This is a genomic window from Tepidibacter hydrothermalis, from assembly GCF_029542625.1.
Lineage (GTDB): Bacteria > Bacillota > Clostridia > Peptostreptococcales > Peptostreptococcaceae > Tepidibacter_A > Tepidibacter_A hydrothermalis.
The window spans coordinates 2,820,969-2,840,391 of record NZ_CP120733.1; the positions used below are offsets into that span (position 1 = coordinate 2,820,969).

Consider the following 19,423-nt stretch of genomic DNA (forward strand, 5'->3'; position numbering starts at 1 on the left):
ATAAATATATTTTTTAAACTTTTTAAGAAAATTATTTTCATGTCAATTATACATAAAAGCAAAAAAAAATACAAGAAGAAAATTATTTTCTTTTTGTATTAAATAAATTCATATATTTTTTTAAAATCGCTTTGTTGCTATTCCTTTTCTTATTTTATCTAATATATCCAGAGTTTTTTCCTGTGTACGTGTTGCTACACCTACAAAAATATAGTCTATAAGCATTAAAGATGATATTCTAGATTCCATAGCCTCACTTCGAAACATTGAACCTTTAGAATACGCAGTTAATACTACATCTGCCACTCTAGCTATAGGTGATTTTCCATTTCCTACTATAGCTATAATTTTAACATTATTTTTTCTTCCTATTTCAATAGTATCCATTAAAGACTTATTACTTCCTGAATTTGAAAATACAACCATAACACTGTTTTCATCCGCCATAGATGCATACATTGCCTGCCAATGAGAATCTGAATGTACAAAACAAGGTATACCCGTTCTTATAAATTTATGATATGCATCCTCTGCTAAAGAAGCAGATCCTCCCATACCAAAGAACATAATCTTACTTGCATTCGTAATCATATTTACTGCATCTAATATAATTTTATCATCATTTAATTTATATGTTTTCTCCAGACTCTCTTTATTTGAATTTAATATTTTCAACATAATCATATACATATCATCATCTTGACTAATTTCTTCATGTATATTTTCCATTGGTTCTACAAATGATGCTGCCAGATTAATTTTTAAGTGCTGATATCCCTTAAAACCTAATTTTCTACTAAACCTAGATACTGTAGCCTCACTAACTGTGCTACTCCCTGCTAATTCTGTTATTGAAAAATGAATGATATCCTCAGGATTTTCTAAAATATATTTAGCCACTTTTTTCTCAGTATCATTTAATGAATTGTATGTCTCCTTTATTATATCAAGACATTTCTTTTCATCTTTCCTATTCATAAATCTCCACCCTATCCTTAATTTCAAGTAAAAAATATACTAATTTTATAATTATTTAATCTTTTTTATCTATCCACGAAAAAAATTTTCATTTCAATTTTACTTTTATATTATCAATCATCTATTACTTATGCAAGGGTGGAAAAAACAATTAGATTAATCAATACTTTTAAAAAAATAAGATTATTTTCTCTTTATTTGATTTATTAAAAAATCCTTAACTCCACCAGGATTTTTTACTTTTATTATAGAATATGCAATTTTAGGAGTAAAAACCTTAGGATGATATGCTAAAAATCTAGGTTCCCACGTTGTTGGTCCATATTTTTTCTTGTATTGATGAAGACTTTTAAATCCATAAAAGCTATTAACATTTTTATAAATAAATTCTAATATTAATGAAGTTATTTGTCTTTTTTGTTCATTTTCTCTTACATTAGCAAGAGGCGCAACTCCTAAGCTTCCCCACTTAACTCCTTCGGTTTTCATTTCATTAAAAGCATCAATCATAATTTTTTCCATTACTCCTATCGGAGCATCTATTCTTCTTCTAGTAACATCTGCATAGTATCCTTTTCCACCTGAAAATGGTACAAAAACAACGAATCCTAACATTTTTTTATCTGAATCAACTGCTATAAAATATCTTCTATCCATAGGTTTATCTAGACTAATACTTCCTAACATAAAAGATAATTCCCCACTTTTTTTAATAGAAAGCCATTCATTTGAAACTTCTAATATTTCTTTTTCTATATTAATATCTTTATTTTCTAAAGGCTTATACTCAAATACTTCTATTCCTAATCTATTAGCTTTGTTAATAGCTTGTCTTATTTTTGCAGCTTTTTTACCACTTGTAGTATATGTCTCGAGATCAAACATAGCTTCTTCTCCATATTTAATAAAACCAAATCCCAATTTAGTAAATTCATTTATGAATCTTCCACTTATTTGACAAAAACAAATACGAAGTTCTTTTTCCTTGCAATATGACATGAATTCAGATAAAAGGTGAACAGCATCATTTTCATTACATATTGGATCACCTGAGCAAACAGCAACACCAGAGCTTATAACATAAGCAACCGCACCCTCTATATTTTCAGAAAAAAAGTATTTTTTATCTTTTTCTAAAGCCAAATATGATATTGAATTATATCCATACTTTTTTAAATATCCTCTTACTTTAGCTCTATCTTCACTTGATACAATTTCTTGTGTAAAAGTATTTTTTTTATAATATTTGTTACATAAAGAAATTAATATGAGTCCGCTTAAAATATATAGGTTTTTATGATTTAAAATTGATTGAAAGTGTAACATTTTAATATTTTTTGGTATTCCTAATATAATATTAAGTATTCCTAATAATACTATAAAAAAAATAAAATTCTTAATAAATGTTCTTTTTAATTTACTGGTTAAATTATAACTATTCATTGCGATACTTCTCCATTCTAAATTCAATTTATCCGATGACTACTTACTCAATCAAATATACTTCATAAATCTTGATTTATACTTAATTGAATCTTAAATTTTTCTTAAATTTTTCATTTGTTATTTTTCTATTAAAATATCTGCCACCCCCTTAAAATCAAACAAAGCAAATCTTATTTTATCATATAAATTCTATAAATCCAGACTTAATTCAGAAGCTAAAATAGGATACGTAAAAAGCCCACCATATTCTAGATACTGTATTTTACTCAGCATCCACGATATGATGGGCTTATGAAAACTATTTTATTGATCATATGCAAATTTTTTATATGATAGAGTTGTAATCCAAAATTTTATTTAAACCTTCATATAGTAAATTAGCACACATTTCTTTTCTATATTCAGCCGTTGCTCTTACATCTGTTATTGGATAAATTTGTTCTTTTATGCATTGCACAGCATCCCAAAGCTTTTGTTTAGTAAAATTACTTTTTTCTAATTCTTTCACTCTTTTATAAATAACCGTAGGTCCTACAGAACCAAATGCAACCTCAACCTTTTCAAACCCCTGACCTTTACATTTTACTTTAGCAGCTACTCCTGTAATAGAAATGGCTAAAGCATTGCGTGACCCTAATTTTGTATAAAATCCTTTTTCTTCTTTCATTTTTGGAACAATAATCTCTTTAATCATTTCATTCTCTTTTAATATTGTTTTCCCTGGACCACGGAAAAAATCTTTAATAGGGACAATCCTCTCTTCTTCTATGCTTATAGTTTTCAAACTTGCCCCTAAAGCTGTTAAAGCTGGAAGTGTGTCTCCTGCAGGTGATGCAGTACCTATATTTCCACCAATTGTTCCTCTATTTCTAATCTGAGGGGATCCAATAGTTTTACATGCATCTCTTAGTACAGGAATATGTTTCTGAACCAGAGAAGACTCCATCAATTCTTCATGAGTCACCAAAGGACCTATCTTAAGGCTATCTTCGTCTTCTTTAATATACTTTAATTTCTCTACTTTTAAAATATTGCATATAAAATCATATGGCAAGGATTGTTCCTTATATTTGACAATCAAATCTGTTCCTCCAGCCAAAAGTATCCCACTTTCTTTATGTTCTTGAAGAAACTCAAGGACTTCAGAAATTTCAGTAGGACTATACATCTTCATCTTCGATCCTCCTTGCCGCTTCTTCAACAGCATTGATAATCTTTGTATATCCAGTACATCTACATAAATTTCCAGAAAGACCTTCTCGAATATCTTCTTTAGAAGGTTTTTTCTTTTTTATCAATAAAGCTTTTGATGATACTACCATTCCCGGAGTACAGAACCCACACTGTACAGCTCCTTCATCAATAAAAGCTTCCTGTATATGTTTTGACTTCGGATCCTCATTCAATCCCTCTATAGTAATCACTTCTTGTCCTTCTACTTGATGTGCAAATACGATACAAGAATTTACTGCTTTCCCATTTAATAAAACAGTACACGCACCACACTCACCCTTTCCACATCCTTCTTTTGTACCCGTTAATCCTAAATGATCTCTAAGAACTTCTAATAAAGTTGTTGTATCCGATACTTCCACAGTGATGTTTTTACCATTCACTTTTAAGCTACATTTGTTTTTCATTTAGCAACCCCTCCTCATTTTGATATTCTTTTAAATTTTTCAATAAAACTTCCATCCGCAACGTATTCAAATGCATCTATGTAATAATTATTATCCACAAAAACAATGTCAAATTTCATTTTCTCTCCTGGTAGCCTAGAAGCAACTATACAGTTTATGGTTCCTTTTGTCTTATCCTCACAAAGGTCTACATTATCTAGATATAGATATAAAGGAGTTAAATATGGATACGAACGCTCTTTTTCAAAGTTTTCTATAAAATCTTCTTTAGAAATTAATTTCTGAATAGATGGCATCAAATAACCATAAATCAATTCAGGCTTATTCTCATTCACTGCCTCAATAAATCCTTCTGTGCGCTTTATCGAATTGTTCTTCGTCATAGGTCTATTTACATAAAATTCAACCCCTGATAACAATAGTATAAAAACAGTAAAAAGAATTATCTTTTTTATTTTCACTATCGTTCCCCCCTATTATAGGCCACCGTAAAGGCTGAGGGAAATTCTGCTTTTTTAGAAATACTTATAAGTACCAATATTGTTAACAGATATGGTAGTGCTAGTAAAAATTGGTGTGGAACAGGAAAACCTATTGTTTGAAGTCTCAACTGTAGTGCATTCGCAAAACCAAATACAAAGGCTCCTCCTAAAGCACGATAAGGGTTCCATCTTGAAAAAATCACCACTGCAACTGCAATAAATCCTCTTCCAGCAGTCATTTGGTCTAAATATGTATTCATAAATCCAATAGAAAGAAATGCTCCACTAAGACCTCCAAATGCTCCACCTATCATAACACAAATATAACGAATACTATATACGTTGATTCCTTTAGAATCAGCTGCCTTAGGATGTTCTCCTACTGCACGTATTTTCAATCCAAAAGTTGTTTTTTCTAATACCACAGCACATACAACTACTGAAATCAATGCCAAATAGACTAAGGCATTTTGATTAAATAGCACAGGTCCTAAAATAGGTATTTTAGAAAGTACAGGAATTTCAATAGATTTAAATGCCTCTACAGATGGAGGAAGCTTTTGTATCCCGAATGCCATACGGAATAAAAATGTAGCCAAACCTCCTCCTAAAATGGTCATAGCTGTACCAGCAATAACTTGATTTGCTCTTACTGTTACACTTAAAAAGGCCATAATCAAAGAAAATAGTATTCCTACAATAATTGAAACTAAAACCCCAATCCAAAGATTACCTGTAAAATATGCTCCTGCAAATCCTCCAAAGGCCCCCATCAGCATAATTCCTTCTAATCCAAGATTTAAAATTCCTGATCTTTGTGTATATATTTCACCTAGTGCTGCAAGTAGAATCGGCGTACTCATCCTTACTGAACTTTCTAATAAGCTTATAATAAATGCTGTTGACAGTATTTTTTCCATGATTCTGCTCCCTCCATCTTGTATAAATAACACGACTAATAATAAATATAATAACCAAACCTTGAATAACGTCCACTAGTGAAAATGGAACACCCACCATTCTCTGCATAGAATTTCCTCCTACAACAAGAGCTGCAAAGAAAAATGCAGAAATAATAATTCCAAAAGGATTTAAACCTGCCAGTAATGCTACTACAATAGCAAGGTTTCCATAACCTCCAGAAATATTTTCTAGAAGTCTATAATGTAATCCAAATACCTCAGTCCATCCTGCTAATCCTGCTAATCCTGCTGATATACACATTGTGATTCCAATGGTTTTATTTACTTTTATTCCGCTATATTCTGCAACATAGGGACTTTGTCCTACTACTTCTATTTTGAAACCTAATACGGTTTTCCAGAAATAATAGCCTCCTATGATTAATATAACTGCTAATAATATTCCCAAATGTAACCTTGTACCTTTTAAAATAATAGGCAATCTCAAATTTTCATGAATAAGAGCTGTTTGTGGAAAACCGTGCCCATTTGGATCCATCATAGGTCCCTTTACTAGCCATTCTAATAGGTAAAAAGCTATATAGTTTAACATTAATGTGGTGATAACCTCATTAGCATTAAATTTTGTTTTTAGAAAAGCTGCTATTCCTCCCCAGCATGCTCCTCCAACAAATGCTGCTATAAAACTCAATGGCATCTTTATTATATTTGAAAATGGAAGATAAAGAGCTACAATCATTGCAAAAATTGCTCCCAGGGTGAACTGTCCATCTGCTCCAATATTCCATATTTGTGCTTTAAAGGCAACAGAAATGCCTAAACCCAAAATAATAAATGGTATAGCTTTTATAATGGTTTCACCAATTCTATGACTAGAACCAAACGCACCATTTAACAAGCTACTGTAGGCTTCAAGTGGATTCGTACCTACTAACAATAGTAAAATTCCACTAACAAAAAAAGCTAATAAAACTGAAATAAAAGGTGAAAGAATCCCTTTCATCATTTCCTTTAATATATTTCCTAACTTGTGCATACTTTAACTCCTCCTTCCACCCCAGCCATCATTAGACCAATTGCATTAATATCTATTTGATCTTTTTCCATAATCCCCATAATCTTTCCTTCATAGATTACAGCAACACGATCTGAAAGCTGAAAAATTTCCTCTAAATCTGCTGAAATTAATAATACAGCTACTCCCTGTTCTTTTTGATCAAGAAGTCTTTGCCTTACATATTCCATAGCTCCTATATCCAGTCCCCTTGTAGGCTGATTTGCTATGATTACCTTCGGATTACATCCAATTTCTCTACTTAATATAATCTTTTGCTGATTTCCTCCCGAGAGATCCTTTGCTTTTGCTTTAATCCCATTTGTTTTGATTTTGTATTCATTTACTAATCTTTCCGCTGTTTCTTTGATCACATTTGTTTTCAAAAAACCAAATTTAGAAAACCTCGGAGTATCAAATTCCTTAAGAGTAAAATTTTTCATTACACTAAAATCCATTACCAACCCTGTTTTATGCCTATCCTCTGGAATATGAGATATACCCCTTTTGATAAACTCTCTAGGCGATCGATTATTTAACTTTTGACCACATAAATCTATATTTCCTTGGACTATAGGTTTTATTCCTGTTAGAACCTCACACAGTTCCTTTTGTCCATTTCCATCTACACCTGCAATTCCTAGTACCTCATTGCTTCTCATTTCAAGGTTAATACCTCTTAGAGCAGGTAGCCCCTTTGCATTTGTTGCATGTAAGTTATCAACTTTCAAAATAATATCGCCAGGTGCTTCATTCGATTTGGAAAAATCGAATAAAACTTCTCTTCCCACCATCATAGTTGTTAATTCGTCCTCGTTTGTTCCAGTAACATCCACTGTATCAATTCGTTTTCCATCTCTTAAAACCGATATTTCATCTCCTATTTCTAAGATTTCTTCTAGTTTATGAGTGATAAAGATAATAGATTTTCCATCGTCACGCATCATACTCAAAATTTCGAATAATTCTTTAACCTCTTGTGGTGTAAGCACTGCTGTTGGTTCATCTAAAATCAATATATCTACCCCACAATAAATAGCTGAAAGAATCTCTACTCTCTGCTGTTCTCCTATAGATAGCTGGTCAACCTTTGCATACGGATCAATTTTCATTTTATATTTTTTACATAAACTTTCTATTTTTTTTACTGCAGATTTTATATCTAGAAATGTTTTCTTTTCAGATTCTAATCCCAAAACAATATTCTCTACAACAGAAAATGGTCTAACCAACATAAAATGCTGATGTACCATTCCTATTCCCATCTCTATAGCTTGGGAAGGTGAATCTATTTTTACTTTTTTTCCTTTAATATAAATTTCTCCTTCATCTGGTTGATTCAACCCATAAAGTATATTCATCAATGTGGTTTTCCCTGCTCCATTTTCACCCAAAAGTCCATGAATAGTTCCTTTTTTAAGGTTTAATGTTACATTATCATTTGCTATATTTCCGCTAAACTTTTTCGTAATATTCTTCATGGAAACAATATGCTCCATAGTAAATCCAACTCCTTCAGATTATATGTATAATGTTGTAAAGACCTGACCTGTTGGTCAGGTCTCTATAATTTACTTATCAAAGTGAGGCATTTTTACCTTTCCCTCTGCTAGGTCTTTTTTAACCTTCTCTAATTGATCTTTTACCTCTTGTGGCACATCTTCTTCTTGTTCATAAAAATCTCCTACTTTTATTCCTTCATTAGCAACTGTTAACCAATAAAACTTTTCTTCTCTATTAGTGAAGTTATCATTTTGAATATCATCAATAATTTGCTCTATAACTGTACTAAAATTATATACAACCCCACTAAGAACTGCGTCTGGAGCTAAAATATTTTGATCTGCCACATTTCCTAAAACAGTCTTTCCTTTTTCTTTTCCTGCATCAACTACACCTAATCCAATACCATCTCCAGAATGCCAAATAATATCAGTTCCCCCATCATACATAGAGATAGCTCCTTCTTTAGCTTTTGCTGCATCTCTCCAATCGCCTGTATACAGTTCCTGAATTTCTACATCTGGATTCACTTTTTTTGCAGCAAATTTATAAGCTTCATGTCCTCTATATATTTCTACTGCATCTGCTCCCCCAACTACACCAATTTTATTGGTATTTGTCATCATTCCTGCAAGGGTACCCATTAAATAGCCCCCTTCTTCTAATTTAATATCATAGACACAAGTATTTGGTAGCGTTTTATATCCTGTTCCTAATGCAAAGTGAACATCTGGAAAATCTTCAGCAACCTTAATAATTGGCTCCATGAATTGAAAACCATGACCAAAAACTAAATCATATCCCTCTGAAGCAAAATCTCTTAAAGCAGGTTCTATATCAGAAACTTCATATACTTCTTCTACATAAGTTACTTCTATTTTGTCTTTATAAGCTTCTTCTACTTTTTTCATTCCTTCATACATAGCTTGATTAAAAGAAACATCATCTGCTTTTCCTGGTAACAACAATGCAACCTTAAGTTTATCACTTGCAGAATCTGATGAATCCGTTTTCCCACAACCCATTAAAATTGTAGATACTAATGAAACCACAATCATTAAAATCAATATCTTTTTTCTCATCTTATTTTCCTCCTATATTTTGCTTGATTTTTCTAATCTGATTATCCAATATACTCTTTTATAATGCCTTTTTCTGTTAACTGTTTTACAATTTCTTCTCTTGATATAGGAAGCTTATTGATACAAAGATCCCATTTGTCAATCAGTCCACCTGTTATTGCAGGAGCTATTGCCACTGTTCCTACTTCTGCAGCTCCCTTTGCTCCAAAAGGCCCACTTTTCTCATATGAATCAACAGTTAGACTTTCTATAGAACACACATCCATTGTAGTAGGAATTAGATATGTAGATAAATTTTTCTGCTGTAACTGTCCATTCTTAAAATTCATATTCTCCATTAAAGCATAACCTATCCCTTGTCCAATTCCTCCTTGAATTTGTCCTGCCAAACCAGAAGGATTTATAATTTTTCCTGCTTCTGTTGCAGCTACAATATCAAGTAGTGTAATTTCTCCTGTTAATGGATTTATATGCATCTTTACTGCATTTGCTAAAAATGTATACATCATATGAGGAAGTCCTATTCCAATATCTCTTTTACAAGATTCAGGAAAAACTGCTTCTCCTATGGCATAATCTTTTTCACTCTCATTTAAATTCTTGGAAGCTTCAATAATTGCTTTTCCTATTATATAGGTTGTTCTAGAAGCAGCAACAGAACCACAATCAAAGGTTTTTTTAGTATCTGCATATATAACATCAATCCTATCTGTAGAAACATTCAATGCTTCTGCTGCCATTTGTGTATAAGCAGTTAGACTCCCTTGGCCTATTTCCACTGTACCTATTGAAACAAGATATCTCTGACCTTTTTTTTGAATTTTTACCTTTGCACCATCGTATATACCAGCACCCATACCACAGCTTAAAAAACCTGCAGCAATACCATAAGCTGTATTTTTATCTCCATTTTCAGCTCTTTGTCTCCATAAATCAGATTCTTTTATTTTTTGTAAAGCTTCTTTAATACCTACAGAGTGCTTCATTCTTTGCCCAAAAGGACCTTGCTTTTCTACCTCTAAAGCATTCTTTATCCTTATATCTATAGGATCTATTCCTAATTTTTTAGCTGCCCTATTGATAAGTGTCTCCGTAGCAAACAATACTTGAGGTGCCCCAAATCCGCGCATCGCACTTGCTGGAGGCTTATTTGTATATACCAAATATCCATCTAGCTTTACATTCTCTATTTCATATGGTCCTATAAAATGTTCTGTGCCTAATCCTAATACTGCAGGTCCTAATGCTGCATAAGCACCTGTGTCAAAATATACCTTTCCTTCAAAAGCTTTGATCTTTCCATCTTCTCCAAATCCCATTTTTATGTAAACCTTTGCAGGATGACGCTTATAAGAGGTTACCAAGGATTCTTCTCTACTAAAAATCAGTTTAGCAGGTCGTCCTGTTTTTAAGGTAGCCAGTGCTAAATAGATTTGTACAGTATTACCATCTTTTCCTCCAAATCCACCTCCTGTAACAAGTCCTTTTACTCTAACCTTTTCGATTGGTATTCCTAATGCATGGCTTATTTCTCTTTGATCATGAAATGCATTTTGTGTTCCTACAAGAACAGTCAACTTTCCATCTTCATCCATATAAGAAACGCCTGATTCCGTCTCCATATAAACATGGTCAATCATAGGAGCATTGAAAACATCCTCTAATATAAGCTTTGAATTCTCAAATCCTTTGTCAATATGTCTATTCTCATAATGAAGCTCATCAAGAAGATTACCATTACGATGAAGATCAGGTGATTTCCCATCTAAAGCCTTCGTAGCATCCTCAACTATAGGAAGTGCTTCATATTCAATTTTTATTTTTTCAGCAGCATATGAAGCCAATGCTTTTGTAGGTGCTGCAACCATTGCAATAGGTTCTCCATAGAATCTTACCTTTTTATCACAAAACACGGGTTGGTCTTTAATGATATTTCCAAAATTATTTTCTTTTACATCCTTAGCCGTAAATATATAGACATCTTCTATTTTTTCTACTGTAGATATATCAATGGATTTTATCAATGCATGGACTTGTGTAGCCCTTACTATCTTTAGATACAGCATATTATCCATATAAAAATCACTAGGATACTTTGTCTTGCCTGTTACTTTTTCCCATCCATCTACTCTTGGAATAGATTCTCCAATAATTGATTTCATCTTAACACCTCACCATTTCAAAAAAAAAATCTAGAAACCTCATCATGTGAGATTTCTAGATTTTTTTATCTTATATACTAAACATACAAATATACTAGATATACAAAAAACTAAATTTCCCCACCATAGAAGGATAATTTACGGCTATCCAGTAGAGACTCTCGATCCATATTACCGAGATTATATAGGGTTATTTCCAATATTTACTTTTCATACGAATAATATTACCACACCATTCAACATATTTCAATCATAATCCGTATTTTTTTTATTTTTTTTATACAATAGTTCATATATCAAAAATATTCAACATATATTTCTACTATGATTTTGGTTAGTTCACCATACCACTTTATAAAATTTGATAAAAAAATAACCTCTTCAAAATTGAGAGGTTATCTTTTACTTTCTTCTTGCAAAATCAACGAATCTAAACTTATCAGGTCTATGTCTTGATTCTGTATATTGAAATAAGCTCATATCGTCTAAATATGTGTAATTTTTTACTACAACTATCATATCGTATTCTTCTAAATCTAGATATTTTTTATCTTCCTCAGTAGCTTTTTGCACAGTTATTTCTTTTTTAGCAAATCCTATTTTAAGACCAAGTTCTCCCTCTATATATTCGTATACAGAGTCTTTACATATATCGTCAGTAAGTGATGGAATATGTTTTTTATTAAAGAAATCCTTGTCCAATATAATTCTTTGATCTTTTATCTCTCTAACCCTTATAACCTTCCATATATTACTATTTTTAGATACATTCAATTGATTCATTAAGAAATCATCTGGTTTAATAAGTTCAAGCTCCTCTAAAATAGTGTGTGATTTAACCCCCATTTTATTTGCCAATTCTTTAAAACTCGTAAGTCCTGATATAGGAAAATCAAACTTATTTATATCTAGTACAAATGATCCCTTACCTTTTATCTTTTGAATATATCCATTTTGTTCTAAAAGATTTAAAGATTTTCTTATTGTATCTCTAGATACACTGTACTTTTTCATCAATTCATTTTCTGATGAAAGCTTTGTATTTGGCTTTATATCGCCATTTTCTACTTTTTCTTTTATTTCATTATAAATAATTAAATATTTACTTACCATATATTATCACCTTAATATATTGTAACTTTTTAATCATTATTTTTCAATATAGTAAACTATAGACTCGTATGCTCTTAAATCTATTTTTTGTATTTCATTTGAAGAATCAGTATAATTTGAAATCAATATTTTAGCTTTTGATTTATCTATTTGTATATCTTCTGGAAGTTCAAATACTGCTTCTTCAGGATAGAAGTTGTTTACAACTAATAGTTTATTACCTTCATATTCTCTAATATATGCAAATATAGATTTATCATCTTCAATTATAGGTTTGTATTTTCCATTAGATATAACATCATAACCTTTTCTTAGTTTAATAAGTTTTTGATAGTGATAGAATATTGAGTTTTTATCATCAAGTGCTGATTTTGCATTTATGTGTTTATGAGTTTTTCCTGGTTTAAGCCATGGCTCTCCCTCTGTAAACCCACCATTTTCACTTTCATCCCACTGCATAGGTGTACGAGCATTATCACGAGACTTAGATTGTAATATCTTTATAATATCTTTCTCATCTTTACCTTCACTTTTTAGTATATTGTAGTAGTTAATAGACTCAACATCTCTATAATTTTCTATGCTGTCAATATACTGGTTAGTCATTCCAAATTCTTCACCTTGATATATATATGGAGTTCCTCTTAACATATGAATAGAAGTTGCAAGCATTTTTGCAGACTCTGTATGATACTTTTTATCATCTCCAAAACGCGAAACTATACGAGGCTGGTCATGATTGCTCCAAAATAGAGCATTCCATCCATTCCCTTCTTCCATACCCATTTGCCAAGAACTTAATATTTCTTTTAACTTTATAAAGTCAAAGTCCATTAAAGTCCACTTATCTCCATTTTCATAATCAACCTTGAGATGATGAAAATTAAATACCATAGATAACTCTTTCTCATCAGGATTTGAATATTTTATACAATTATCCATAGTAGTAGATGACATTTCTCCAACAGTTATAATATCCTCATGCTTTCCAAACGTCTCCTTGTTTAACTCTTTTAGATATTCATGTATTCTAACTCCATCCGTATAGAATCTTCTTCCATCACCTACATGATCATCCTCATATATATCAGGCTTTGAAATTAAGTTAATAACATCTAATCTAAAACCTTTAACTCCTTTATCTATCCAGAAATTAACAACATCAAATATCTCTGTTTTAACTTCTTCGTTTTTCCAGTTAAGATCTGCTTGAGTCACATCAAATAAATGAAGATAGTATTCATCAAATTCCTCAACATACTCCCAAGCAGAACCTCCAAACTTTGACTGCCAGTTAGTAGGCTCTTTTTCATCCTTAGATTTTTTGAATATATAGTAATTTTTATACTTTTCATCTCCATCAATAGCTTTTTTGAACCATTCATGCTCTGTAGATGTATGATTAAAAACCATATCAAGCATTATTTCTATTCCTCTTTTTTTAGCTTCTTTAACCATATTTTCAAAATCCTCAATAGTTCCAAACCTAGGGTCTATCTTACAGTAATGGGCAACATCGTATCCATTATCATTTTGAGGTGAAACATAAAATGGAGTTAACCATATATAGTCTACTCCTAATAATTTTAGATAATCTAGTTTTTCAGTTACACCGTTTAAATCTCCAAATCCATCATTATTTGAGTCGTTAAATGACTTTGGATATATTTGATATACAACACTATTTTTAAAATCCTTCATCATAATTATCTCCTTTTGCTGAAATTCGTAACGAAAATTATAAAAAATTCGCTTTATGCTACCGCATAGCTCATATCGCCAACGAGTCCTAACGGGCTCCGTTGCTCAAAATAATTGCAAGTTTAGTTCACTTATCAATGTTATGCACAAATTGAAAGACATATAATTTCCTATAGAGAAATAAAAGGAAGGAGATTAACTCCCTCCTTTTATTAAGAACTCTTTTCTGCTTTTTTAAATGTCATTTTCTTTTTTGCAAATACAATTGTTAGTCCAAATGGTATTACTATTGCTACTATCATTGCTATTGCAAATATTCCCATATACTGTGGTTGTATAGATAGTATCCCTGGAAGTCCTCCAACTCCTATTGAGTTAGCCATAACTCCTGATCCTACAGATATAATTGCTGCTATCCCTGAACCTATCATAGCTGCTAAGAATGGATACACATACTTTAAGTTAATACCAAACATAGCAGGCTCTGTTACACCAAGATAACACGATATTGCTGCAGGTATAGATACTTGCTTTTCTTCTTCATCATCTTTATTTAAGTAAATCATTGCTAAAACAGCAGAACCTTGAGCTATGTTAGATAAAGCTATCATAGGCCATAAATTCGTTCCACCCATTTCACTCATCAATTGTAAATCTATAGCATTTGTCATATGATGTAATCCTGTAATAACAAGTGGTGCATAGCTAAATCCAAATATTGCTGCAAACAACCATCCAAATGTTGAAGTAAGTCCAGCATATACTACACTAGAAATCATAGAACCTATCTTCCATCCTAAAGGTCCTAAAACAGTATGAGCTAATAATACAGTAGGTATTAATGCAAGAAATGGTACTACTATCATAGATATATATCCCGGAACTCTATCTCTTAACATAAGTTCAAGTTTTGCTAAAACAAATCCAGCAAGTATTGCCGGTATAACCTGAGCTTGATAACCAATCATCTTAATCTGAGTAAACCCAAAATCCCAAACTGGTGCCTCAGCACCACCAGCTACTGCATAAGCATTTAATAACTGAGGTGAAACTAATGTAATACCAAGTACAATACCTAGAATTTGAGTTGTACCCATTTTCTTAGATATAGACCATGTAATTCCAACTGGTAAATAGAAGAATATTGCTTCACCTATTAACCATAAAAAATGATGTACACCTGACCAAAACTGCGATACTTCTATTAAAGACTTAGTTCCTGATTCAAGAAGTTTAATATCTCCTATAATATTTCTAAATCCTAAGATCAAACCTCCAACAACTATAGCTGGAATAAGCGGTGAAAAAATTTCACCTAAATGAGATATAACTCTTTGAAGTAAACTTAAGTTTTGTCTTCCAGCTTTTTTAGCATCATCCTTACTTACAGCTTCAACTCCAGATTTTGCTGTAAATTCATTATAAAAAGTTGCTACTTCATTTCCGATTATAACTTGGAATTGTCCAGCTTGAGTAAAACTTCCCTTTACAGATTTTATACCCTCTATCTTCTTAACATCAGCCTTTTTAGGATCATTAAGTACGAATCTCATACGAGTAACACAATGAGAAACAGCTGCTATGTTTTCTTTTCCACCAATATATTCTAATAATTCCGATACATCATTTGAAAATTTAGACATATATAAAACCTCCCTCATAATCTTTTTTCGAATTTTTTATTCCAGATAACGTTTTCTTTTTATTCATGTACGTACAGGTTGTCTGTAATGTAATTATATCTTGTACGTACATGTTTCGTCAATATGTTTTTTGATTTGTCTAAAAATTCCTTAAAAACAAATCCCCTGTTGAATAAAATTAAAATTTTATTCAACAGGGGATTTATGTTTTATTTTAAAACTCTATATACACTGTATATTATCTCACTATATAACCTTTTAGGTATATCTAATGCTTTAATTCTCCTATTTTCATCTATTTCATCGTATATATAAGATCCTCTTTCTATAGATTTAGCCTTATAAAACTCTAAATGTTTTATACTTACATCCTTATATGCATTATCATAAAAATCTAAATAATCATCAACTGTAATTTCAACACCAAATCCCAAGTCTTCAAACTCTCTATACAATTCATAATAGCAACCAGCATCTTTTACTGATCCTTTAAACCATCCCATATCTGAGAACTTACTAACTAATTTAGCTGCATTTATTTTTATACTTTTGAATTCTTTTATTATATCTATACCTTCTTTTGCAACATATACTTCTCTATTTAATTGAGGAAAAATTTGTACTATTTCATTATCCTGTATAACTTCTTTCCATCCTTCAATCTTATCTTCATCTAAATCAAGAGGATGTATAAGTGATATATATATATCATTACCAAATTCTACTTTTTCATAATCCATATCGTATAAATCATCATCATACATAAATTCTTTTATTAGATTATCTCCTTCATATGCTCCCCATACCAAAGTTTTACCTAATCTGTTCATTATAGGATTTTTTATAAATACGTTTTCAAAATCATCTACACTCCACTTTCTAAATATAAGTAAAGCTTCTTCTAAACGTTGTATTTGAAGTTTTTTAACTAACTTTAATTCTTTTTTGATACCTTTCAAATCATCTTTTGCTAATTTTACCTTTTCTTCTATATCGTCCTTTGAAGCCTTAGGTAGATTTTTAAGTATCTTTCCTTTTTCATTTTCTATCTCTATTTCTAGTTTATCCGTTAAAAACACTTTTATTATTCTATTTCCATAATCATATTCTTTATAATTTTCATTTTCAAATCCCAAAGTAGGTATTATCTTATCTTCTAGTTCATACGTATTTAATTCAAATTCTCTTGCAGCTATTTCAAATGCTTCTTTTGCACTTTCTTTAACACTTTTATACTTATATTTGTTTTTTATACTATTTACTATTGTAAGTGCTGTAGAACTTCCATTTAGTACAAGAGCTTTGACTGTATACTGAGCTAGTTTATGTCTTGAGTTAGACGCTAATTCATCTATTAATTTTTTTATATTTTCTATAGTATCTATATTCCCATGAACACATACGAATAATATAAAGCCTTTTTTCTTCATATCTATTCCATCTTTTATAACAGAATTATATACTTCATTTGAAAACTTAGCTAAATCCTCTTTATTTAATGCACTAGATATAATAGTTGCATCTTTTATAAGCCCTAATTCAGTACTATTTAAATACGCTTTTATAAGATAGTTGAGTATTTCATCTGATACGTATTCATCACTATCTTTTAGCCTTATTTTAGGAAAATTATCAAAGTCTAGTACATTCTTAGATTTCTTTATTTTAAGGCTATTAAAATATCCTATAAGATCAAATACTCCATCCTTAGTATACTCACTGGTAGGATCTATATCTAGTATCTCAATTATTCTATTTCTAGCTTTTAGCTCTTTTTCTATTTCAAATCTACCTTTAAGTAAAATTTTGATTTCTTCTAATTCTAAATGATTTGACATAACATTAATAGCAAGCAATCTAATTTCTTCTTTTGAATCATTTAAAAATTCTTCAAACTTATCTAAGTATAGATTAAACAAACTATCATCCATATTATAGAATTTATCAGCAAGATACTGTCTAATATTCTTTGACTTATCTTTAAAGAATATTAGAGTTCCACCTGCATAATTCTGAAGTAATTTATATTCATCAAATACAATGTTTATTAAGTTCATTTTAGACTCTATCTCTTCATTTTTTATACTTTTAAATATATCAACATATCCTTTTGTTTTATTATCAATATTTGTTTTGTGATATTTAAACAGTTCAATTAGAATATCCTTTAACACCTTATTTCTATTTTCATCAAAATAATAAACACACATTTTAGCAATAACTTTAAGGTCTATATTCATATTAACTGCATTTTCTAAGAATAGTTCAATGTTGTTATCAAACATATATAAAAAAATCCTTGTCAAACTATACATAATTGATATATTCAGATACTTTCCTACTTTTTTAAATGCATTTTTCATATCTTCTTCAGGTACAACCCATATATATTCCTTAAAATGATCTTTTTCATAATACCCTTCTGACTCTACATATATATCTACATATTCTTCAAGCTTGTTTTTTGCATAATTTAAATAATATTCATCATTACACTTTATATTATTGAAACACACTTTAGCTGCACTTTCATGCGAAAGATACTGCATTATATCCTTTACATTATCCTTTTCATAATCCATAATTCTAATAAATAATTCATTGTAATCACGTTTTTTGCTTACCCTCTCTATACTATATGTAAGTATATACTCTGGTTTTACATAACTTTTAACTAACTCATTTTTCATTTCCACATAATTATCTATACTATCAAATTCTATAGGTAGAGCTGTTAAGAATTGATTAGGTTGTATTTCCTGTAATAAATTTATTATCTTCTTATAATATATATCTTCTTTTACTAATTCTATAGCTATATTAATTATTACTTTAATATTTTGAGTTTCTAAAACCTTATATTCACCATATTCAAAAGCAAGTTTTTCCTTTATTATTTTTAGATTTTCTTTTAAATTTCTACCTTTCAAATAACTTTTCACAGCTTCTACTGCTTTTTTATCTGTATATTTAGCCCTACTAGATATCCTTTTATAAGATGACATAGCTTCTACTAAGGCTTCATCTATATTTCCTTTTATGTATTCGAAAATTTTTTCTTTATTAATATCATTTTTAAATTGATTTGAAAATTTACTTGCAAGATATACTTTCTTTATAATATCAAAAGAAGATAGTTCTCCATTATTCAAAATATCTAATATATTGTTTTCAGTTTCTATTTCTAGGTATTCTTGTATAACCTTATCTTCTATAGAATAAAACATATTACCTTCTAATAGCATAAATACAATTGAATTATGAGTAAGCTCAAATATATCCATACACTCTTTTAAATGTAAATCTAGTTCCTTTAAATTCGATACTAATGTATGTTTCATGAACCTATCTTTTTTATCATTTATAATATTCTTTAATATAAGCACCCATCTTATATATATATCGATACATTTTTTATCATAATCATTTTTAAAAAATTTAAATGTAAGATAATTTATAACATCAAAATCATAATCATATTCTAAATCGTAATATCCAACGCTAGGTAAATCATTTGGAATATCACAATTTCCATCTAATATATATTTTTTCAAACTATCTTTATTAGTTTTATCAAAGCAATCTAACTTTAAAAATTTTTCTAAATTAAATACTACATCTTTAGTCATATACTCATCTCCCTAATGTATTTCTTAACAAGTTAATATTTTACATAAAATATATCGACAAACCGAA

General features: G+C 30.2%; 14 protein-coding genes and 1 riboswitch. All 14 genes read right to left on the reverse strand.

What is annotated here, in order from left to right:
• Positions 1 to 120 precede the first annotated feature (120 nt).
• Complete coding sequence (locus P4S50_RS13375) at positions 121 to 978, reverse strand: MurR/RpiR family transcriptional regulator (RefSeq protein WP_277731298.1); 858 nt, start codon at positions 976 to 978, stop codon at positions 121 to 123.
• A 183-nt stretch (positions 979 to 1,161) separates the two neighbouring features.
• Entirely contained in the window at positions 1,162 to 2,421 is a 1,260-nt protein-coding gene (locus tag P4S50_RS13380) for a bifunctional lysylphosphatidylglycerol flippase/synthetase MprF (protein WP_277731299.1), read from the reverse strand.
• 328 nt (positions 2,422 to 2,749) lie between these two features.
• Positions 2,750 to 3,598 (reverse strand): FAD binding domain-containing protein, encoded by an 849-nt coding sequence (locus tag P4S50_RS13385; protein WP_277731300.1) that lies wholly within the window; start codon positions 3,596 to 3,598, stop codon positions 2,750 to 2,752.
• Positions 3,585 to 4,064, reverse strand: coding sequence for a (2Fe-2S)-binding protein (locus P4S50_RS13390; protein WP_277731301.1), 480 nt, complete (start codon positions 4,062 to 4,064; stop codon positions 3,585 to 3,587). The genes P4S50_RS13385 and P4S50_RS13390 overlap by 14 nt, the downstream gene beginning before the upstream one ends.
• A gap of 14 nt (positions 4,065 to 4,078) precedes the next feature.
• A complete protein-coding gene (locus P4S50_RS13395; protein WP_277731302.1) occupies positions 4,079 to 4,525 on the reverse strand; it encodes a hypothetical protein in 447 nt (148 codons plus the stop codon).
• Positions 4,525 to 5,466 carry an ABC transporter permease gene (locus P4S50_RS13400; RefSeq protein WP_277731303.1) on the reverse strand — a complete coding sequence of 314 codons (942 nt, stop codon included), beginning with the start codon at positions 5,464 to 5,466 and terminating at the stop codon, positions 4,525 to 4,527. The genes P4S50_RS13395 and P4S50_RS13400 overlap by 1 nt, the downstream gene beginning before the upstream one ends.
• A complete protein-coding gene (locus P4S50_RS13405) occupies positions 5,375 to 6,505 on the reverse strand; it encodes an ABC transporter permease (RefSeq protein ID WP_277731304.1) in 1,131 nt (376 codons plus the stop codon). The genes P4S50_RS13400 and P4S50_RS13405 overlap by 92 nt, the downstream gene beginning before the upstream one ends.
• Entirely contained in the window at positions 6,493 to 8,022 is a 1,530-nt protein-coding gene (locus tag P4S50_RS13410) for an ABC transporter ATP-binding protein (RefSeq protein WP_277731305.1), read from the reverse strand. Before P4S50_RS13410 ends, P4S50_RS13405 begins: the two co-directional genes overlap by 13 nt.
• A 72-nt stretch (positions 8,023 to 8,094) precedes the next feature.
• Positions 8,095 to 9,108, reverse strand: a complete 1,014-nt coding sequence (locus P4S50_RS13415; protein WP_277731306.1) for a BMP family protein — start codon at positions 9,106 to 9,108, stop codon at positions 8,095 to 8,097.
• Between the two features lie 41 nt (positions 9,109 to 9,149).
• Complete coding sequence (locus P4S50_RS13420; RefSeq protein WP_277731307.1) at positions 9,150 to 11,270, reverse strand: xanthine dehydrogenase family protein molybdopterin-binding subunit; 2,121 nt, start codon at positions 11,268 to 11,270, stop codon at positions 9,150 to 9,152.
• 106 nt (positions 11,271 to 11,376) lie between these two features.
• Positions 11,377 to 11,478, reverse strand: a riboswitch (purine riboswitch).
• A gap of 194 nt (positions 11,479 to 11,672) precedes the next feature.
• A complete protein-coding gene (gene treR / locus P4S50_RS13425) occupies positions 11,673 to 12,383 on the reverse strand; it encodes a trehalose operon repressor (protein ID WP_277731308.1) in 711 nt (236 codons plus the stop codon).
• A gap of 36 nt (positions 12,384 to 12,419) precedes the next feature.
• Complete coding sequence (gene treC, locus P4S50_RS13430; RefSeq protein ID WP_277731309.1) at positions 12,420 to 14,084, reverse strand: alpha,alpha-phosphotrehalase; 1,665 nt, start codon at positions 14,082 to 14,084, stop codon at positions 12,420 to 12,422.
• 212 nt (positions 14,085 to 14,296) lie between these two features.
• On the reverse strand, positions 14,297 to 15,727 hold the full coding sequence (gene treP, locus P4S50_RS13435) for a PTS system trehalose-specific EIIBC component (RefSeq protein ID WP_277731310.1): 1,431 nt from the start codon (positions 15,725 to 15,727) through the stop codon (positions 14,297 to 14,299).
• A gap of 209 nt (positions 15,728 to 15,936) precedes the next feature.
• Positions 15,937 to 19,356, reverse strand: coding sequence for a DUF4132 domain-containing protein (locus P4S50_RS13440; protein WP_277731311.1), 3,420 nt, complete (start codon positions 19,354 to 19,356; stop codon positions 15,937 to 15,939).
• Positions 19,357 to 19,423 lie beyond the last annotated feature (67 nt).